This window comes from Streptomyces sp. NBC_01428 (assembly GCF_036231965.1).
In the GTDB taxonomy this organism is placed as follows: Bacteria; Actinomycetota; Actinomycetes; order Streptomycetales; family Streptomycetaceae; genus Streptomyces.
The window spans coordinates 2,883,851-2,903,213 of sequence record NZ_CP109499.1; the positions used below are offsets into that span (position 1 = coordinate 2,883,851).

Annotated in this window: 15 protein-coding genes; 5 read left to right on the plus strand and 10 right to left on the minus strand. The window is 70.7% G+C overall.

The features are described from left to right. The first annotated feature begins 61 nt into the window (after positions 1 to 61). A complete protein-coding gene (locus OG406_RS12335; protein WP_267048661.1) occupies positions 62 to 1,222 on the plus strand; it encodes a serine hydrolase domain-containing protein in 1,161 nt (386 codons plus the stop codon). On the opposite strand, the gene OG406_RS12340 is transcribed toward OG406_RS12335, so the two are convergent. The 5 genes from OG406_RS12340 to OG406_RS12360 form a co-directional block, all read right to left on the minus strand. Continuing rightward, the gene (locus OG406_RS12340; RefSeq protein WP_266846506.1) at positions 1,215 to 1,742 is read right to left on the minus strand and encodes a hypothetical protein; all 528 of its coding nucleotides are present in this window, start codon (positions 1,740 to 1,742) and stop codon (positions 1,215 to 1,217) included. The two genes, OG406_RS12335 and OG406_RS12340, sit on opposite strands and share 8 nt — an antisense overlap. 63 nt (positions 1,743 to 1,805) lie before the next feature. Further along, entirely contained in the window at positions 1,806 to 3,170 is a 1,365-nt protein-coding gene (locus tag OG406_RS12345) for an FAD-dependent oxidoreductase (protein WP_164371058.1), read from the minus strand. A gap of 707 nt (positions 3,171 to 3,877) precedes the next feature. Continuing rightward, positions 3,878 to 4,369: an RNA polymerase sigma factor gene (locus OG406_RS12350; RefSeq protein WP_164371087.1), complete on the minus strand. Its 492-nt coding sequence runs from the start codon at positions 4,367 to 4,369 to the stop codon at positions 3,878 to 3,880. Between the two features lie 173 nt (positions 4,370 to 4,542). Continuing rightward, positions 4,543 to 5,184: a class F sortase gene (locus tag OG406_RS12355; protein WP_329185729.1), complete on the minus strand. Its 642-nt coding sequence runs from the start codon at positions 5,182 to 5,184 to the stop codon at positions 4,543 to 4,545. After that, positions 5,181 to 5,549 carry a sortase-dependent protein gene (locus OG406_RS12360; RefSeq protein ID WP_327408834.1) on the minus strand — a complete coding sequence of 123 codons (369 nt, stop codon included), beginning with the start codon at positions 5,547 to 5,549 and terminating at the stop codon, positions 5,181 to 5,183. The genes OG406_RS12355 and OG406_RS12360 overlap by 4 nt, the downstream gene beginning before the upstream one ends. A gap of 268 nt (positions 5,550 to 5,817) precedes the next feature. Here OG406_RS12360 and OG406_RS12365 point away from each other — a divergent pair, with 268 nt between their 5' ends. Next, positions 5,818 to 8,376, plus strand: a complete 2,559-nt coding sequence (locus OG406_RS12365; protein WP_329185731.1) for a S8 family serine peptidase — start codon at positions 5,818 to 5,820, stop codon at positions 8,374 to 8,376. Further along, entirely contained in the window at positions 8,376 to 11,324 is a 2,949-nt protein-coding gene (locus OG406_RS12370) for an FG-GAP repeat domain-containing protein (protein ID WP_329185733.1), read from the plus strand. Before OG406_RS12365 ends, OG406_RS12370 begins: the two co-directional genes overlap by 1 nt. Before the next feature lie 129 nt (positions 11,325 to 11,453). Here the strand turns inward: OG406_RS12370 and OG406_RS12375 are convergent, their stop codons facing one another. From OG406_RS12375 to OG406_RS12395, 5 genes are all read right to left on the minus strand, one after another. Next, on the minus strand, positions 11,454 to 12,230 hold the full coding sequence (locus tag OG406_RS12375) for an ABC transporter permease (RefSeq protein ID WP_266616953.1): 777 nt from the start codon (positions 12,228 to 12,230) through the stop codon (positions 11,454 to 11,456). Beyond that, positions 12,227 to 13,216, minus strand: a complete 990-nt coding sequence (locus OG406_RS12380) for an ATP-binding cassette domain-containing protein (RefSeq protein WP_327408837.1) — start codon at positions 13,214 to 13,216, stop codon at positions 12,227 to 12,229. Before OG406_RS12380 ends, OG406_RS12375 begins: the two co-directional genes overlap by 4 nt. 32 nt (positions 13,217 to 13,248) lie before the next feature. After that, positions 13,249 to 13,920 (minus strand): DUF4097 family beta strand repeat-containing protein, encoded by a 672-nt coding sequence (locus tag OG406_RS12385; protein WP_329185737.1) that lies wholly within the window; start codon positions 13,918 to 13,920, stop codon positions 13,249 to 13,251. Between the two features lie 306 nt (positions 13,921 to 14,226). After that, a complete protein-coding gene (locus tag OG406_RS12390; protein WP_329185739.1) occupies positions 14,227 to 15,417 on the minus strand; it encodes an ABC transporter substrate-binding protein in 1,191 nt (396 codons plus the stop codon). 191 nt (positions 15,418 to 15,608) lie between these two features. After that, the gene (locus tag OG406_RS12395; protein ID WP_164374890.1) at positions 15,609 to 17,048 is read right to left on the minus strand and encodes a gamma-aminobutyraldehyde dehydrogenase; all 1,440 of its coding nucleotides are present in this window, start codon (positions 17,046 to 17,048) and stop codon (positions 15,609 to 15,611) included. 188 nt (positions 17,049 to 17,236) lie between these two features. On the opposite strand from OG406_RS12395, the gene OG406_RS12400 reads away from it, so the two are divergent. Continuing rightward, entirely contained in the window at positions 17,237 to 17,752 is a 516-nt protein-coding gene (locus OG406_RS12400; protein WP_081219687.1) for an Lrp/AsnC family transcriptional regulator, read from the plus strand. Continuing rightward, entirely contained in the window at positions 17,737 to 19,119 is a 1,383-nt protein-coding gene (locus OG406_RS12405; protein WP_164374891.1) for an aspartate aminotransferase family protein, read from the plus strand. Before OG406_RS12400 ends, OG406_RS12405 begins: the two co-directional genes overlap by 16 nt. The last annotated feature ends 244 nt before the right edge of the window (positions 19,120 to 19,363 follow it).

Sequence of the window (19,363 nt, forward strand, 5' to 3'; positions counted from 1 at the left end):
AGGGATCTCGGCCGACCGGAGGATGAGGGCGTTCCCTCCGGCCGCTTCCTCAGGAGACCCGATGCCCGTACGCAGTCCGGCAGTTGTCCTCGTCGCCGCTCTCGGTCTCGGCCTCGCCGCCGGGCCGCTGGGAGTCCCCGCGTTCGCCTCTCCCGCCGTCTCTTCGGCCTCGCCGGCCCGCGCGTCGGCCGGACCCGACGCCGACGCGCTGCGGGCCGCGCTGGCCGGACTTCCCGACCAGGACGCGACGGCGGCGCTCGTCCGGGTGGGCGGTACCGACGGGCACTGGCGCGGCAGCGCCGGCGTGCACGATCTGGAGAGCGGCCGGGCGGCCGACCCCGGCGCCCGCTTCCGTGCCGGGTCCACCACCAAGGTCGTCACCGCGGCGGTCGTGCTCCAGCTCGCCGCCGAGGGCCGGATCGGGCTGGGCACGCCGGTGCAGAGGTACCTCCCCGGGCTCCTGCCGTCCACCTTCGAGCCCGTCACCGTAAGGCAGTTGCTCAACCACACGAGCGGCATCCAGGCGGGTGACGGTTTCGGCGACGACTTCGCGGACGCGTACGCGCACCGCTTCGACACGCTCGCTCCACGCCAGGTGGTCGCGTCGGCGGTGGCGAAGGGACCGGAGTTCTCGCCGGGCACCCGCCAGGACTACCTGAACATCAACTACACGATCCTCGGCCTGCTGATCGAGAAGGTGACCGGCCACCCGTACGCGCGGGAGGCCGAGCGGCGGATCCTCCGGCCGGCCGGGATGCGCGACACCTGCTTCCCCGGCACGGACCCCCGTATCCACGGGCCGCACAACCACGGCTACCAGGTGGTGCGGCGGCCGGACGGGACGACGGAGTTCGTGGACGTCACCGACTGGAACCAGGCGGACCGGTGGGCGGCCGGCGACATGATCTCCACGACCGTCGACCTGGAGCGGCTGATCACGCGCCTGTTCCGCGGAGACCTGGTCCCGGCACGGCAGTTGAAGGAGATGTTCACCGTGCCCGCCGGGATCGAGGGCGCCGACATGAGCGCCGGGCTCCAGCGCTTCGCGTACGAGGGCAGGGTGTACTGGATCAAGTCGGGTGCCCGGTACGGCTACAGCACGGTCGTCGGCGCCACCCGGGACCTGTCCCGCACCCTGGTCTACTCGGTCGGCTCCACCGACGCCAAGGGCGAGACGATGAACCCGGTCGCCCAGCGGATCGCGATGGCGGCGCTCAGGTAGCCGGGACCGGCGCGCTCCCCCGGTCCGGGGTGAGGGCCTCCAGGCGCTTGATCTTCTTCCGGACGACGTGCAGCGGGATGACGCCGAGGACTCCGAAGGAGAGGTCGAGGAGCGTCCACCAGAAGGGGATTCCGCGGACCGGTCCGCAGATCAGGGCGAGGGGGACGATGCCCGCGCAGGCGATCATCCCGAACTCGACGACCCAGATGTTGCGGACCGGGTCGCGGTACGGGCCGTAGAACGCGACCGCGATCACCAGGTGGGCGAAGGCCAGCCAGTCCGTTCCGTAGAGCAGGAACGGGTAGTCGGCGTCGGCGGTGTCGAGGCCGCGGCGGACCCGCTCGATCCAGTCCGTCAGGGCGGGCAGGTGCTCCGGCACGGACAGGGACCGCAACAGGTCCTCGGTCCAGTGCAGTTCGTGCACCAGGGGGAAGGCCGTGGCGCCGCTGAGCACCAGGCTGACGACGAAGAAGACAAGCCACGCGCGGATGCCCTTGAGCAGGGCGGCTCTGTCGCTCATACCCGGAGCCTACGCTCCGAGTTGAACGTGTTCAAAACCGCCCCTGCCCGGGGTCCGCAGGGCTCAGGCGCCGCTCGCCTTCAGCATGTCCTCGCGCTCGACGAGCTTCACGCGCTCGCGGCCCTCGGGCTCGCCCAGCGCCTTCTCCGCGGCGTCCAGCCGGTACCAGCCGTCCCACGTGGTGAAACGGACGTCGCGCTCGCCGAGGAACGCGTCGACGGCCGCCGGGTCGGGCGAAGTGGGCTCGGGCAGACGGCCGTTCGCGTGGTCGTCGAGCAGGCTCGCGACCGTCTCGTTGGCGTCGCCCTTGGTGTGACCGATCAGACCGATCGGACCGCGCCGGATCCAGCCCGTGACATAGGTGGAGCGGAGGTGCTCGCCGCTCTCCTCGATCACCCGGCCGGCCGCGTCCGGGACCGTGCCCGAGTCGACGTCCCAGGGCAGCTTGGGCAGGCTGTCGGAGAGGTATCCGACGGCCCGGTAGACCGCGCTGACGTCCCAGTCCTTGAAGGCGCCGGTGCCCTTGACGTTTCCGGTGCCGTCGAGGGCGGTGCGCTCGGTGCGCAGGCCGACGACCTCGCCGTTCTCACCGAGGATCTCGGACGGCGACTCGAAGAAGTGCAGGAACAGCTTGTGCGGGCGGTCGCCGGTGTCGCGGATGGCCCAGTTCTCCAGGGTCTTGGCGACCATGTCGGCCTGCTTGTTGCCGCGCCGGGTGGCGATCGAGCCCTCGTCGTAGTCGATGTCCTCGGGGTCGACGATGACCTCGATGTTCGGCGAGTGGTCCAGCTCGCGCAGTTCCATCGGGCTGAACTTCGCCTGCGCCGGACCGCGGCGGCCGAACACGTGGACCTCCAGGGCCTTGTTGGCCTTGAGCCCCTCGTGCACGTTCGGCGGGATCTCGGTGGGCAGCAGTTCCTCGGCGGTCTTGGCGAGGATGCGCGCCACGTCCAGCGCGACGTTGCCGACGCCGAGGACGGCGACCTTCTCCGCCTCCAGCGGCCAGGTGCGCGGGACGTCGGGGTGGCCGTCGTACCAGGAGACGAAGTCGGCGGCGCCGTACGAGCCGTCGAGGTCGACGCCCGGGATGTCGAGGGACCGGTCGGCCGTGGCGCCCGTCGAGAAGATCACCGCGTCGTAGAAGGCGCGCAGGTCGTCGAGGTTGATGTCCCGCGGGTAGTCGACGTTGCCGAAGAGGCGGATCTGCGGCTTGTCGAGCACCTGGTGCAGGGCCGTGATGATGCCCTTGATCCGGGGGTGGTCCGGCGCGACGCCGTAGCGGATGAGGCCGAACGGGGCCGGCATGCGCTCGAACAGGTCGATGGACACACCGGGCTCGGCGGCCACTGCGGACTTCAGGAGCGCGTCGGCGGCGTAGATTCCGGCGGGGCCGGCTCCGACAATGGCTACCCGCAGAGGGCGAGGCATGATCAGGTTCCCTTCGGGCAGAGGCAGGGGGCTCGACGGGAAGCCTAAGCTAAGGCAAGCCTAAGTCAGTAGGCGGGTCCGGGCTATGACCTCATAAGGCTGCCTTATGGGTGTTCAAGGACCGCTTTATGAGCCGGCCGCGGCACCCTCTCCCGACCGGGGCCGCCGGGCCCTCTCCCCCGGCTCGCGGCGCCTCCGGAACCCCTTCCGGCTACCTCCGCACCGCACTCGAAGGCGTCGGACCGACGCCGGTCCGGGCAGCCGAGGGCTCAACGGAGACAGAGGTCGGAGTCGCGGACGGCCTCCGGGTGGGGGCGGACGAACGGGCCGGACCGCGCGGGGTGGGCACGGTCCTCGGGGCCGAGGTCGACGGGGTCCGCCCGGTGGGGTCGCTCGCACTGGGCCGAGGACTCTCGTTCCGCTGCGAGGGCGCCGGCTCGGGCACGGTCGACGGACTGCTCGCGGGCGGCGGTGCCAGTGGGACCGCCGGCGAGGCGGGGCCCTCGGACTGCGCCGCCCGGAGCGGCAGCGCGACGAGCACGGCGACCGCACAGGCGAGCCCGGCGCCGAGCGACGCCCGGAGCAGCCGTCGGCGGGCCGCACCCCTGCGAATGGCCTCGTACCGGCCGGCAGGGGGTCCGAGCAGGTCGGAGGGGGGTCGCAGGATGACGGCGAGCGGGTCGTCGGGCTCGAACTCCGGGCCGTCGTCAGCGTGTGTGATCAAGGCTTCTCCTCAGGTGCGCGCGGAGCAGTTCGCGGGCCGCGTGGAGATCGGCCTTGACGGTCCCTTCCTTGCGCCCGGTCAGCACGGACACCTCCCGGATCGGCATGTCAGCGTAGTAGTGCAGCAAGATCGGGACGCGCAGCCGTTCGGGCAGGGACTGCACGATCAGCCGGACCGAGGGGTCGGTCTGTTCGTTGGGCGGGCCGAGCGCCGCCTCGGTGGTCGCCCGGTGCACGGCCCGGCGCTCGCGCTCCAGCTTGCGCCAGTGGTCCCGCACGAGGTTGGCCGCGGTGACGTAGAGGAAGCCGCGGGGTTCGGCCACGGTCGTCCAGCGCGCCCAGAGCCGGGTGAACGCCTCCGAGGCGATCTCGTGGGCGGTGCCGTCGTCGTCGACGAGACGGCGGCACCAGCCGGCGAGGCGCGGGTAGAGGGCGGCGAACAGCTCGGACGCTGCCTTCTCGCGGGACCCTTTCAACACTCTCCATGGTCGTGACGGAATGCGAGGGGCGGGATCCCGGGCCGCGGACGTACGGTCCATCGGCCCAGGATCGCGCCTCGGGGCCCCGGGGGACCCTGCGGTTGTGCGGCGGTTGTGCGACGGACGGCCACGCGGCACCTGGCGGGAACCGAGGAGCGTCCGCCCGGGCGTCAGGGGCTCGCGGAGCGGAGCGCCGCGAACACGATCACGTTGTCGGCGTAGCCGTCGCCGGTGCGGGAGCCGCCACAGGTGATGAGCCGCAGCTCCGGGCGGTCCACGTCTCCGTAGACCGCGTCGGACGGGAACTCCGCCTTGGCGACGGTCCGTACGGAGGAGACGGCGAACACCGCCGACGTGCCGTTCTCCAGGCGCACCTCGATCCGGTCGTCCCGGCGCAGCCGCGCGAGCCGGCGGAAGACACCGTCCCCGTACGCGCCGACCGTGACATGGCCGAGGATCACCGAGGGGCCGGTCTGTCCCGGCGTCGGCGAGTGGCGGTACCAGCCGGCCCGGTCGTGCGCCACGACCGGCGGCACCTGAACGCTGCCGTCGGCTGCCAGCCCCAGCCGCATGACCGGGGTGTCGACGTCGATGGCGGGGATCCGCAGCCCGACCGGGACCGAACGGCCCAGCGCCCGGATGTGCCGGGCGCCGCCCGACGCGGACGGCGCTGCGCCGCCCGGCCGTTCGGCCGTGCTCCGGCCGGTGGCGTTCGCCTCGGCCGGGTCCCGGCCGTCCGGGGAGCCGCCGCAGCCCGCGAGCAGCGTGGCCAGGGCCACGGCGGTGAACGCGCGCCTGGAGAGGGCGGTCATGCTCCGGTGGCCCGGCGGCGCCGTACGACGAGGAACGTCGCGCCCCCGGCGGCGAACAGCGCGACCGCGCCGCCGCCGATGAGCCCGCCCTGTCCGCCGGACGAGCCCGATCCCGAGGCCGTCACGCCGGTGTCGGGCGCTCCGCTCGGCCGGACGGACACCTGGCGCCCGGCGGGCGCCCGCGTGGGCTCGGCGCTCGGGACGGCGGAGGGCGTCCGGCTCGGCGAGGTGCTCGCCGGAGCGGGTGCGGAGGTGACCGTGGGCCGGGTCGAGGGGACCGGGGACGGCCCGTCGGCGAACGCGGGCAGCGCGCCCGCCAGCACGGCGGTGCACGCAAGTGCCGTGGCACTGAGGACGGTTCGCATGAGTGGCTCTCTTTCGTCGGTCCGCCCGCCGGTGGTGACGGCGGGCTGTGGTGTGGATCGAGCGGAGAGACGAGGCAGCGCGGGGGCGGGTTGTAAAGAACGGGCAAAGGAGCGAGGCGTGGCGGGAAGGCACCGGCGCGCAGGGGGAGTTCGCGCTCCGGCCGGGGAGTGTTCGCCCGACGGCCGTTCCCGCGGCCCTGTAATGCCCGAGTAACGGCCCCTGCCTAGCGTCCGGGCTCCCCCGTTCCGTTCCTGGAGGAGCACTTCGATGCACCTGCCCCGACCGCCTCGGCGCAGACACGCTGTCTGGGCGGCGGCCGCGATCACCGCGGCCGCCCTGCTCACCGCGCCGCTGCCCGCAGCCGCCGCCGACTCCGGCACCACCCCGTCGGCCAAGGTCGACTCCGCCCTGTCCACCGCCGTCGCCAAGGGCGGCGACGCCACCTTCTTCGTCGTCCTCAAGGACCAGGCGGACCTGTCCGCCGCCAGGAAGAAGAAGTCCCACGCGGCGAAGGCCGAGGCCGCGTACAGCAGACTGCGCGCGCACGCCCGGACCAGCCAGAAGTCGATCGACTCGTTCCTCGACGGGGCGAAGGTCGGCCACACCGACTACTGGATCGCCAACGCCGTCCAGGTGACCGGTGGTCAGGACCTGGTCGCGAAGCTGGCCCGGCGTTCGGACGTCGCGTCCGTCGTCAAGGCGCGGACGTACCAGCTCGACGACGTCCGGACCGCCGACACGAAGATCACCACGTCCCGCACGGACTCCTCCGCGAACGGCGACGACACCCCCGAGTGGGGCGTCTCCGACATCAAGGCCGACCAGGTCTGGGACAAGTACGGCACCCGCGGCGAGGGCATCGTGATCGCCAGCGTCGACTCGGGCGTCCAGTACGACCACCCCGACCTGGTGGCCCAGTACCGGGGCAACAACGGCGACGGCACGTTCACCCACGACTACAACTTCTACGACCCGTCGGGCACCTGCCCCGCGGACGGCACCCCGTGCGACAACAACGGCCACGGCACCCACACCATGGGCACGATGGTCGGCAAGCACGGCATCGGCGTCGCGCCGAACGCCACGTGGATCGCCGCCAAGGGCTGCGAGGCGTCGTCCTGCTCCGACGCGAGCCTGCTCGCGGCCGGCCAGTGGATCCTCGCCCCGACCGACCACACCGGCCAGAACCCACGCCCCGACCTGGCACCGAACATCGTCAACAACTCGTGGGGCGGCGGCGACACGACGTTCTACCAGGACATCGTCGAGTCCTGGAACGCCGCGGGCATCTTCGAGGCGTTCGCGGCCGGCAACGACGGTGACGGCGTCACCTGCTCCACCGCGCACGCGCCCGGCTCCCAGGAGACCTCCTACGGCGTCGGCGCGTACGACTCCACCGGCAGGATCGCCTCGTTCTCCGGCTTCGGCCCCTCGCTCGTCGACGGCTCGGCCAAGCCGAACATCTCGGCCCCCGGCGTCGCGGTCGAGTCGACCTGGCCCGGCTCCTCGTACAAGACCGAGTCCGGTACGTCGATGGCCACCCCGCACGTGGCGGGCGCGGTCGCGCTGCTGTGGTCGGCGGCCCCGTCGCTCATCGGCAACATCGAGGAGACGCGCGACCTGCTCAACGAGGGCGCCCGCGACGTCGACGACACCCACTGCGGTGGCACGGCCGACATGAACAACGTCTGGGGCCAGGGCAAGCTCGACATCCTGGCGTCGGTGGACAAGGCCCCGCACACCGCGGGCACCGTGACCGGCAAGGTCACCGACCGGGCCACCGGCGCCGCCCTGTCCGGCGTCACCGTCAAGGCCACGAACGCCATCTCCGGCACCCGCACGGTCGCCACCGGCACCGACGGTTCGTACGCACTGGCGCTGACCCCGGGCACGTACGACCTCAGTGTCGGCGGCTACGGCTACGCGGACGGCTCCGCCACCGGCGTCACGGTCACCGAGAACGGTTCCGTCACCCAGGACTTCGCGCTCACCGCGGTCGCCGTCCACCGGGTCACCGGCACCGTCCTGGACGTCACCGGGAAGCCGCTGGCCGGCGCGAGCGTCGAGCTGAAGGGGGCGCCCGCCGCCCCGGTCACCACGAACGCCAAGGGCGCGTACACGTTCCCGAAGATCGCCGAGGGCGCCTACACCCTCACGGTGCAGCCCGCCGCGCCGACGCTGTGCAACGGCGTCTACTCCGGTGCCGCCACCGTCGGCGCGGGCGACCTGACCAAGGACGTCCGCGTCCCGGCCCGCTCCGACGCCGGCGGCAACAGCTGCGCGCCGGCCGCGTACTCCTGGATCGCGGGCACCAAGAAGGTCGCGCTGAGCGGTGACGAGGACGCCACGACGATCACGCTGCCGTTCTCGGTGAAGCACTACGGCGTCGGCTACTCGACCGCCTCCGTCACCACCGACGGCCTGGTGAACTTCCTCGCCCCCCGGATCGGCGACTACACCAACACCGCGCTGCCCACGGTCAGGAACCCCAACGGCTTCATCGCCCCGCTCTGGGACGACCTGACGCTCGACAAGAAGTCGTCGGTGCAGACGGCCATCACCGGCACCAAGGGCAGCCGCACGTTCGCCATCGTGTGGAACGACGCCGCCTACGCCACCGGTACCGCGGGCCGCGCCACCTTCGAGGTCCTCTTCGACGAGGCCACCGGCGCCGTGACCCTCCAGTACAAGTCGGTCGCCGACCACGGCGCGGGCGCCACCGTCGGCATCCAGAACCAGGCCGGCAGCGACGCCCTCCAGTACTCCTACGACCAGCCGGTCGTCACCGACGGTTCGGCCGTCCGCTTCACGCAGGGAGCCAAGTGATGAGAGCCCACCACTCGCGCAGGGGCCTTCGGCTGGCCTCCGCCCTGGTCGCGGCGGGGCTGTGCCTGAGCGCCGCTCCGCAGGCGCTGGCCGCCGACGACGGCGACGGCGCGATGAAGCTGACCAGCGCCGAGGCCAGGACGCTCGCCGCCCACGTCACGCTCGACGCGTACGGCGACGACGCCACGCGGATCAGTCCGAAGCCGGCGGACCAGCCGCAGGCGGCGGCCGACGGCACCGGGTCCGCCACGGATTCCGGCGGCGGCTCGAAACTGGGCGACGCGGCCACCGACGCCGACCCGGCCACCAAGGTCACCTTCACCGGCACCTCGGCGCTGGAGGGTGTGCGCGGCATGGGCGCGACCGTGCCCGTCGGCGCCAAGGGCGACTACTTCACCCTCAACTCGCTCGGCAACGTGCAGCGGCACACCGCCGACGGCAGTCCGGTGTGGGAGCGCACCAACGCCTCGCTGTACGCCGACTGGCAGGTCAAGCCGAGTCGCCCGTGGCAGACCGAGCCGTATCCGGCCCGCATCCTGATGGGCTACAACGCGGTCTCGCCGTTCTCGTCGACCTCGGACTCCGGATTCAGCACCGGTGACCTGACCGGCGACGGCACCGACGACCTGGTCTTCACCGCCAGTGTCGGCTCGTCGCCCTACCGTCCGTTCACCTCGCCCGGATCGTCGCTGCCCACCGGCACGTTCGTGACCGTGGTCGACGGCAGGACCGGCGCGACGCTCTGGTCGAAGCTCTACAACTACGCCTCCATGGTGAAGATCGTCGACGGCACGCTGCTCGTCGCCGACGCGCCGCGGATGAGTCTCAACTCCCCGGTCGCCGACACGGCGAAGCTGACCGGCACCCGGTTCTCGTACGCCGGCGGGAAGTTGACCGCGGACGCGACGTGGACGTACGACACCCAGGAGGCCGGCGAGGCCAACTGGGGTGACATCCAGGAGCTGGGCAAGGGCAAGGTCGCCGTCTCCTGGGACCGGGCCGAGACGGCGAGCGTCGCCCCTCGCGGCCGTACCCTCGCCCTCGACCTGGCCGACGGCTCGGTCACCTGGCAGACCGACAGCATGCTGTACAGCCGCCAGTTGCGGGTAGACGCCGCCCGCAAGCGGCTCGTCGCCGTCGAACAGGCCGAATCCACCGACGGTGTGGGCTACGAGATCGCCGCGTACGACACGCGGACCGGGCGGCGCGCGACGCTGGACAGCCGGACCAACGTGCTGCCCACCGCGCTCACGATCGGTGACCTCACCGCCAAGGCGGGCGACGAGTACGCGGTCGCCGAGTCCTCCCTGGACAACGACCTCTGGGTAAACGCCAGCACGGTCCGGGTGCTGAACGGCACCGACCCGAGCAAGGTCCTGTGGTCGAACACGGTCAAGCGTGCCGCCGACAACTTCAAGGACGGGGCGAGCATCTGGCGCCTGCAGATGGTGGACGGCAGGCTCGTCACCGCCGCGCAGGACGACGAGAAGCTCGATTCGGCCGAGAACCCCGGCGGCGCGCGCCTCGCGACGCTCACCGTGTTCACTGCCAAGGGCGAGGTCGGCTGGCAGGAGAAGGGCCTCGGCGCCTCGCCGATGTACCAGGACGTCTTCGCCGACGACCGGGGCACCCATGTGCGGGTGGTCGACCAGACGCAGAACATCCGCACCTACCGGCTCGGCAACGGCAAGCAGGAGAGCCTGACGCCGCTTCAGGCCGACATCTCCCACGCGAAGGCCGTCGACCTGGACAAGGACGGCACGTCCGACGTCGTCATGGGCGGTTCGTCGGACGGCGTGTGGGCCTACTCCGGTCCGTCGCTGGTCACCGGCAAGCCGGAGAAACTGTGGCAGGCCACGGTGCCCGGCGCTGTCACCGGCATCGAGACCGGTGACGTCAACGGCGACGGCAGGCCCGAGGTCGTCGTCGCCGCCGACACCGCGGTCGTCGTCCTCAACGGCAGGACCGGCAAGACGCTGGCCACCATCGACGGCGGCGGCCGGTTCGTCCGCTCCGTCAGGCTGGCCGACCTCGACGGCGACGGCGAGCTGGACATCCTCGTCCCGACGAACAGCCTCGACGCCTACTACGGCGACGGCCACAAGCTGTGGTCGTACACGGCGCCCGAGAGCGCGGGCGACGTCGTCTTCACCGACCCGTCGTCCGGCGACGGGCGGGTCTACGCCTCGTACACCAGCGTCGACGCGATCAACCTGGACAAGCCGGCGGTGGCCGCGGTCGCGCTGAACGCCATGACCGGCAAGGCCAAGTGGGACGTCGTGCCGACGGCCCCGGCGGACTCGACCGACGGCGTCGTCCACGCCGCCGTCCCGAACGACGGTGTCTTCGCCTCGAAGGAGATCCCGTACGCGGGCGGCCACGCGGTCGCCTACGTGTGGGAGATCATGGCGCACGCCGGGGCGGACGCCGCCGACGGCAACAGCCTGTTCAACTACGTGGAGATCCGCGACGGCCGGACCGGTGAGGTGCTGCACGGCGCCACCGCCGGTGGTCTGTGGACGCACCACGGGTTCTTCACCGGCAACGGAAGCCTGTACGAGGCCGGTGCGGCGTCCTACCGCCGGTACAGCGGCGAGGGCACGACCGACTCCATGGTCTTCACCATCCCGACAGCCCTCGGCGGCGGTCTCGCGACCGGTCCCGGCGGCCGCGAGCTCCTGATCGGCGCGGTCGAGGGCGGCGTCTACGCCTTCGACCCGAGCGTCTTCGACACGGCCGAGGGCACCTACGCGCCGGCCCTCGGCAGCAGTACGGTCGCGGGCGGCGGCGAGATGCTGGCGGCCGACCTCGACGGCGACGGTGTCACCGAGGTCCTGTCGCTCAACACGGACGAGACGACGTCGGACCGGATGGCCGAGAGCATCGGCGGCCGGTTCCTGACCCAGGACAACGCCCTCCACCAGGTCGTCACGTTCAAGCTGTCCTGACCCACCCGACGGCCGGCGGCCCCGGTCCACACCCCGCGTACGACAGAACCCCCGGGCGATGCCCGGGGGTTCTGTCGTGCAGGCCGTGCGGGTCGTGCGGTTCTCGGGCTGCTCGACGCATCCGGCCGCCTACTTGGGGTCGCGGTCGAACTGCGCCCGGGACCAGCGGTAGCCGAGGACGCTCAGGGCGGCGCACCAGGCCAGCGCGATCCACCAGTTGTCGCCGATCTCCGTGCCCAGCAGGAGCCCCCGCAGGGTCTCGATCGCCGGGGTGAAGGGCTGGTACTCGGCGATCGGCTGGAACCAGCCCGGCATCGAGTGCAGCGGGACGAACGCGCTGGAGATCAGCGGCAGCAGGATCAGCGGTGTCGCGTTGTTGCTGGCCGCCTCGGCGTTGGGGGCGCCCATGCCCATGCCGACCGCGATCCAGGTGAACGCCAGGGCGAAGAAGGCGAGCAGGCCGAAGGCCGCGAGCCACTCCAGGACCGTGGCGTCCGTGGAGCGGAAGCCCATCGCCACGCCCACCGCACCGACGATCACCACGCTGATGACGGCCTGCAGCACGCTTCCGACGACGTGCCCGAAGAGGACGGAGCCGCGGTGGATGGCCATGGTGCGGAAGCGGGCGATGATGCCCTCGTTCATGTCCATGGAGACGGACACGGCGGTGCCGACGACGGTGGAGCCGATCGTCATGAGCAGGATGCCCGGCACGATGTAGGCGATGTAGGCGGAGCGGCCCGCCCCTCCGCTCATGGTGTCGCCGAAGACGTAGACGAACAGCAGAAGCAGCATCACCGGGGTGAGCAGCAGGTTCAGGGTCATCGACGGGTAGCGGCGGGCGTGCAGCAGGTTCCGGCGCAGCATCGTCGAGGAGTCGCGCACGGCGAGGGAGAGGGAGCTCATCGGACGGTCTCCTTGGACGGGGCGGGCTGGGTGGGCGGAGCTTGCCGGTGCGGTGCGGTGGTGTCGCCGGTGAGGGCGAAGAAGACGTCGTCCAGGTCGGGTGTGTGGACAGTGAGTTCGTCCGCCTCGACACCGGCCGCGTCGAGCCAGTCGAGGACAGAACGCAGTTCGCGCTGGCTGCCGTCGCTGGGGAACTGCAGGGACAGCGCTTCGTCGTCGCGGGTGGACTCGCCGAGTGCGTCGGCGGCCCTCTGGTAGGCGGTGGGGTCGGTGAAGCGCAGGCGGATGTGTCCGCCGGGGATGAGGCGCTTGAGTTCCTCGGCCGTGCCCTCGGCGGCGATCCTCCCGTCGTTCAGGACGGCGATGCGGTCGGCGAGTTCGTCGGCCTCCTCCAGGTACTGCGTGGTGAGGAAGACCGTGGTCCCGCCGGTGACGAGCTCCCGGATGATCTGCCACATGTTGTGCCGCGAGCGCGGGTCCAAGCCGGTGGTCGGCTCGTCGAGGAAGATGATCCGCGGCGCGCCGACCAGCGTCATCGCGATGTCCAGACGGCGCTTCATACCGCCCGAGTAGGTCGACGCCGGCTTCCCCGCCGCCTCCACCAGGTCGAAGCGCTCCAGGAGTTCGGCCGCGACCCGCCGGCCCTGCGCCTTCGGCAGATGGTGCAGGTCGGCCATCAGGAGCATGTTCTCCTCCCCCGTGATCAGCCCGTCCACCGCCGAGAACTGCCCCGTCACACCGATGACGGCACGCGCTGCCTGCGCGTGGGTGGCCAGGTCGTGGCCGCCCACCTGGATCTGCCCGGAACCCGCGTCGGGGCTGATGAGCGTCGAGAGGATCTTCACCGCCGTCGTCTTGCCGGCACCGTTCGGACCCAGCAGGGAGAACACGGTGCCTTCCGGAACCGTCAGGTCGACGCCGTCGAGTACGACCTTGTCACCGTAGGACTTGCGCAAGCCGTGCGCCGCGATGGCCAGGTTGGTCATGGAGCTGCTCCTTCGGCAGTGCTGTCGTGTGGTCAGATGCTGCGGGCGGTGATGTCCCCCTGGGCGGTGGTCGCCCGGATGGTGAGGCCGGGGGTGCCGCCGGTGTTCTGGAGCGCGTTGCTGATCCGGCCGTAGCTGGTGCCGGCGTCCAGGGAGGCGGAGACGCCGCGGGACGCGCCGACGGTGATGTCGCCCTGCTGCGTGCTGAGCGTGACGGCGCCCCGGACGGCCTCGGTGATGTTCACGTCGCCGCGCTGGGTGCTGATCTCCGCGGGGCCGTTCAGGCGCCCGACCGTGATGGTGGCGTCGTGGCCGGCGAGGTGGGCGCTCGCGGCCTCGTCGATCTTGACCGAGCGGTAGCCGCCCTCGAAGGTGACGTCGCCGAGGCGGCCCACTCCCCGGAACTCCGCCGCGGCGGTCTTCGCCTCGACGCGGGAGCCGACGGGGAGCTGGATCGTGATCTCGACGGACCCCGAACCGGTGCCGAGGATGCGGTTCTTGGCCGGTGCGGCCTCGATGCGCAGGACACCGTCGCCGTAGACGACCGTGACCTGCTCCGCCGCCTTCACGTCCCGGCTCTTGGCCGCGTTCGCCGGCAGGACCTCCACCGTGGCGTCTCCCCGGTCCGCGGCGATGACCTGGATCCGGCCCGCCGGAATGTCGATGACGGCCGAGATGGGGGCGGGCGTGTCGAACTTCTGCATCGTGCTCTCCTTCTCGTGCACCGCGCGCCCCTACGGCGCCCGCGCTTTCCGATGAGGGAAACGCTACGTTGCCTTCATGGATTCGACAACGTATTCATTGCACGTCAATGACATAGCTGCAGGTAGAAGCTGAGAAGTTGTTGCAATGGATTCACAGATAACGCAACAGGCCGACATGAAATGCGTTGCAACGATTGACAGTGAACGCTCCGTGACCCGGTCCGAGGCATGCAAAAAGGGCGCCGGACGTGAGTCCCGGCGCCCTTCGGGCCGTGGAGGTGGGCCGACACCCGGTCGGCCCCCGCGTCACAACCCCGCGATCGCGTTCCATCGCTTGGCGAACTCCGTGCGTTCCGTGGAGGTGATGTCGCGGGCGATGGCGAGCCGCTTGCGCATGGTGGCGTCGGGGAAGATCAGCGGGTCCTCGGCCAGGGCGGCGGTGTCCTTGTCCTTGGAGGAGGCGAGGACGTCCTGCGCGGCCGGGACGGGACAGACGTAGTTGACCCACGCGGCCAGCTCGGCGGCGACCTCCGGCTGGTAGTAGAAGTCGATGAGCTTCTCCGCGTTGGCCTTGTGGCGGGCCAGGTTGGGGATCATCAACGATTCGGCCCACAGCTCGGCGCCCTCCTCGGGGACGACGAAGCGGATGTCGGGGTCGTCCGCCTGGAGCTGGATCACGTCGCCCGAGTAGGCCTGGCACGCCAGGACGTCACCGCTGGAGAGGTCCTTGATGTAGTCGTTGCCGGTGAAGCGGCGGATCTGGCCACTGCGCACCCGCTTCTCCACCTGGTCGCACATCCGGTGGAAGTCGTCCGCCTTCCACTGCGTGATGTCGACGCCGTCGCCCTGCATGAGCAGCGCGAACGCCTCGTCCAGACCGGAGAGCAGGGTGACACGGCCCTTGAGGTCGGGGGCCCACAGGTCGGAGACGTGCTTGATCTCGCGGCCGACCCTGCGGCGGTTGTACGCGATGCCGGTGATGCCCGACTGCCAGGGCACGGACGACGTGCGGCCGGGGTCGAAGGCGGGCGAACGCAGCAGCGGGTCGAGGTACTTGGCGACGTTGGGCTGCTTGGCCCGGTCCATCTCCTGCACCCAGCCGAGCCGGACGAAGCGCGCGCACATCCAGTCGCTGATGACGATGAGGTCGCGGCCGGTCCGCTGGTGGTTCATCAGCGACGGGCTGATCTTGCCGAAGAACTCGTCGTTGTCGTTGATCTCCTCGATGTAGTCGACGGAGATCCCGGTGCGCTTCTCGAACGCCTCCAGCGTGGGGCGCTTCGTGGGGTTCTTGTCATCGGTGTCGATGTACAGCGGCCAGTTCGCCCAGGTCAGTCGCTTGTCCGCGGCGGACGTGTCGGTCCCGGCGCGCTCCCCGGGGCTCACGTACGCGGCGGGCACCCCGCAGCCGGCCAGGGCGCCGAGTGCGGCGCCTCCGCCCAGGGCGCGCAGCAGGGACCGGCGGGACAGGGGCGAGGTGTTCCGAATCACTGGCACGCCCGCAGCATGCCGCCCACGTCCGGCGCGAACAATGGACGCTGCGTCAGGGCGGTGGTCCCCCGACCCGACACCCTGTCGATCACTTTCGCGGCGGGGTCGGGCGGCCCGCCCGCGGGCGCCCTCGCCGACGACACGGCGCGGCCCCGGAGGGATCGCTCCCTCCGGGGCCGCGTGACTGCCGGCGCGCCTTACGCGTCCAGCGACGTCATGACGTGCTTGATGCGGGTGTAGTCCTCGAAGCCGTACCCGGAGAGGTCCTTGCCGTAGCCGGACTTCTTGAAGCCGCCGTGCGGCATCTCGGCGACCAGCGGGATGTGCGTGTTGATCCACACACAGCCGAAGTCGAGCACCTTGGACATGCGCATCGCCCGGCCGTGGTCCTTGGTCCACACCGAGGACGCGAGGGCGTAGTCGACGCCGTTGGCCCACTCGACGGCCTGCGCCTCGTCCGTGAAGGACTGGACGGTGATGACCGGGCCGAAGACCTCGTTCTGGATGATCTCGTCGTCCTGCTTGAGTCCGGAGACGACGGTCGGGGCGTAGAAGTAGCCCTTGTCGCCGACCTGCTTGCCGCCGGCCTCGACCTTGGCGTGCGCGGGGAGCCGCTCGATGAACCCGGAGACCTGCTTGAGCTGGTTCGGGTTGTTCAGCGGGCCGTAGAGCACGTCCTCGTCGTCCGGCTGACCCGTCTTCGTCTCGGCGGCGGCCTTGGCGAGCGCGGTGACGAACTCGTCGTGGATGGACTCCTGGACGAGCACGCGGGTGGCGGCGGTGCAGTCCTGGCCGGCGTTGAAGAAGCCCGCCACGGAGATGTCCTCGACGGCCTTGGCGATGTCCGTGTCCTCGAAGACGACGACCGGGGCCTTGCCGCCCAGCTCCAGGTGGACGCGCTTGAGGTCCTTGGACGCCGACTCGGCGACCGACATGCCCGCCCGGACGGAGCCGGTGATGGACGCCATCGCCGGGGTGGGGTGCTCGACCATCGCGCGCCCGGTGTCGCGGTCGCCGCAGACGACGTTGAAGACGCCCTTGGGCACGATGCCGCCGATGATGTCGGCGATCAGCACGGTGGACGCGGGGGTGGTGTCCGAGGGCTTCAGGACGACCGTGTTGCCCGCGGCGAGGGCCGGGGCGAACTTCCACACGGCCATCATCATCGGGTAGTTCCACGGGGCGACCTGGGCGCAGACGCCGATCGGCTCGCGGCGCACGATCGAGGTCAGGCCCTCCATGTACTCGCCGGCCGAGCGGCCCTCGAGCATGCGGGCGGCACCCGCGAAGAAGCGGATCTGGTCCACCATCGGCGGGATTTCCTCGGACCGGGTCAGACCGATCGGCTTGCCGGTGTTCTCCACCTCGGCGGCGATGAGCTCCTCGGCCCGCTCCTCGAACGCGTCCGCGATCTTCAGGAGGGCCTTCTGGCGCTCGGCGGGGGTCTGGTCGCGCCAGGCCGGGAAGGCCGCGGCGGCGGCGGCCATCGCGGCGTCGACGTCCGCCTCGCGGGAGAGCGGCGCGGTCGCGTACGCCTCGCCGGTCGCGGGGTTGACCACCTCCGTGGTCCCTCCATCGGCGGCATCGCGGAACTCTCCGTCGATGTAATTGCGCAGACGACGCAGCTCGGTGCTCACTGCCCGGCCCTCCTGTCGGATGTCCAACGACCCAGGTGTCCAGTACCTGAGATACCTGAGTCCCCACCCTAATCCGTGGCTCGACGTTTTCAACACCCCTGATCGCTCCAGAACTGCGAAATCCGCAAGTCACGTCCCCGTAAACAACGAATTTCATCGCCCGAACCTTGCGCAACTATCGAGACGTCGTGCACAGTGAGGTCGTGGTCAGTCGAAGTGCGGAACCCAGGGACTCCCGCGAGTCCAGGAACGGCAGCCCTCAGCTGGATGCCGTCTCCCTCGCCATCATCGAGCAGTTGCAGCAGGACGGACGACGCCCGTACGCCGCGATCGGCAAGGCCGTCGGCCTGTCCGAGGCGGCCGTGCGCCAGCGCGTCCAGAAGCTGCTCGACCAGGGCGTGATGCAGATCGTCGCCGTCACGGACCCGCTCACCGTGGGCTTCCGCAGGCAGGCGATGGTGGGCGTCAACGTGGAGGGCGACCTCGATCCGGTGGCCGAAGCACTGACTGCCATGTCGGAAGTCGAGTACGTGGTGATGACCGCGGGCTCGTTCGACATCCTCGCCGAGATCGTGTGCGAGGACGACGACCACCTGCTGGACGTCATCAACAAACGCATCCGGGCCCTCCCCGGCGTGCGCTCCACCGAGAGCTTCGTCTACCTGAAGCTCAAGAAGCAGACCTACATGTGGGGAACCCGATAACCGTGAGCACCAAGGACCTCAGCAAGACCGCGTACGACCACCTGTGGATGCACTTCACCCGCATGTCCTCGTACGAGAACGCGCCCGTTCCCACCATCGTCAAGGGTGAGGGCACCTACATCTACGACGACAAGGGCAAGCGCTACCTCGACGGTCTCGCGGGCCTGTTCGTGGTCCAGGCGGGCCACGGCCGCGTCGAACTCGCGGAGACGGCGTTCAAGCAGGCGCAGGAACTGGCCTTCTTCCCGATCTGGTCCTACGCCCACCCGAAGGCCGTCGAGCTGGCCGAGCGCCTCGCGCACTACGCGCCGGGCGACCTGAACAAGGTGTTCTTCTCCACGGGTGGCGGCGAGGCCGTCGAGACCGCCTGGAAGCTGGCGAAGCAGTACCACAAGCTCACCGGCAACCACACGAAGTACAAGGTCATCTCGCGCGCGGTCGCCTACCACGGCACCCCGCAGGGCGCCCTGTCCATCACCGGCCTGCCGGCCCTGAAGGCCCCCTTCGAGCCGCTCGTCCCGGGCGCGCACAAGGTGCCGAACACCAACATCTACCGCGCCCCGATCCACGGCGACGACCCCGAGGCCTTCGGCCGCTGGGCCGCCGACCAGATCGAGCAGGAGATCCTCTTCGAGGGCCCCGAGACCGTCGCCGCGGTCTTCCTGGAGCCGGTGCAGAACGCGGGCGGCTGCTTCCCGCCGCCCCCCGGCTACTTCCAGCGCGTGCGCGAGATCTGCGACCAGTACGGCGTCCTGCTCGTGTCGGACGAGGTCATCTGCGCCTTCGGCCGCCTCGGCACGATGTTCGCCTGTGACAAGTTCGGCTACGTCCCGGACATCATCACCTGCGCCAAGGGCATGACCTCGGGCTACTCCCCGATCGGCGCCACCATCGTCTCGGACCGCATCGCCGAGCCGTTCTACAAGGGTGACAACACCTTCCTGCACGGCTACACGTTCGGCGGCCACCCGGTCTCCGCGGCCGTGGCGCTGACCAACCTCGACATCTTCGAGCGCGAGAACCTCAACCAGCACGTCCTGGACAACGAGGCGAACTTCCTGCAGACCCTGCAGAAGCTGCACGACCTGCCGATCGTCGGCGACGTCCGCGGCAACGGCTTCTTCTACGGCATCGAGCTCGTGAAGGACAAGGCCACCAAGGAGACCTTCACGGACGAGGAGTCGGAGCGCGTGCTCTACGGCTTCGTCTCCAAGAAGCTCTTCGAGTACGGCCTCTACTGCCGCGCCGACGACCGCGGTGACCCGGTCATCCAGCTGTCGCCGCCGCTGATCTCCGACCAGTCGACCTTCGACGAGATCGAGGGGATCATCCGTCAGGTGCTGACGGAGGCGTGGACCAAGCTCTGATCCACCTCCCGACGGCCCCGCTCCCCCGGCTCCACGCCGACGGGTGAGCGGGGCCGTCGGCGCTTCCGTACGGCTGATCAACACCGGCCCCGGTACCGCCCGTTCGAGTGAGAAAGGGCGGCCCGGGGCCGCGTGCTGTCCGGCCTCCCGACCGGGACTCCCTAGCGTGCCCAGTGACCGATCGGCCCTGCCTTCGTTCCCCCGTCCGGGGGACCGAGCGACCTCGAAGAGGGCGCCGGGCAAG

What these genes read in the sequence shown, in the direction of transcription:
- OG406_RS12335 (WP_267048661.1), top strand. Translation starts at nt 62, where the DNA reads ATGCCCGTACGCAGTCCGGCAGTTGTCCTCGTCGCCGCTCTCGGTCTC.
- OG406_RS12340 (WP_266846506.1), bottom strand. Translation starts at nt 1,742, where the DNA reads ATGAGCGACAGAGCCGCCCTGCTCAAGGGCATCCGCGCGTGGCTTGTC.
- OG406_RS12345 (WP_164371058.1), bottom strand. Translation starts at nt 3,170, where the DNA reads ATGCCTCGCCCTCTGCGGGTAGCCATTGTCGGAGCCGGCCCCGCCGGA.
- OG406_RS12355 (WP_329185729.1), bottom strand. Translation starts at nt 5,184, where the DNA reads ATGACCGCCCTCTCCAGGCGCGCGTTCACCGCCGTGGCCCTGGCCACG.
- OG406_RS12360 (WP_327408834.1), bottom strand. Translation starts at nt 5,549, where the DNA reads ATGCGAACCGTCCTCAGTGCCACGGCACTTGCGTGCACCGCCGTGCTG.
- OG406_RS12365 (WP_329185731.1), top strand. Translation starts at nt 5,818, where the DNA reads ATGCACCTGCCCCGACCGCCTCGGCGCAGACACGCTGTCTGGGCGGCG.
- OG406_RS12370 (WP_329185733.1), top strand. Translation starts at nt 8,376, where the DNA reads ATGAGAGCCCACCACTCGCGCAGGGGCCTTCGGCTGGCCTCCGCCCTG.
- OG406_RS12375 (WP_266616953.1), bottom strand. Translation starts at nt 12,230, where the DNA reads ATGAGCTCCCTCTCCCTCGCCGTGCGCGACTCCTCGACGATGCTGCGC.
- OG406_RS12380 (WP_327408837.1), bottom strand. Translation starts at nt 13,216, where the DNA reads ATGACCAACCTGGCCATCGCGGCGCACGGCTTGCGCAAGTCCTACGGT.
- OG406_RS12385 (WP_329185737.1), bottom strand. Translation starts at nt 13,920, where the DNA reads ATGCAGAAGTTCGACACGCCCGCCCCCATCTCGGCCGTCATCGACATT.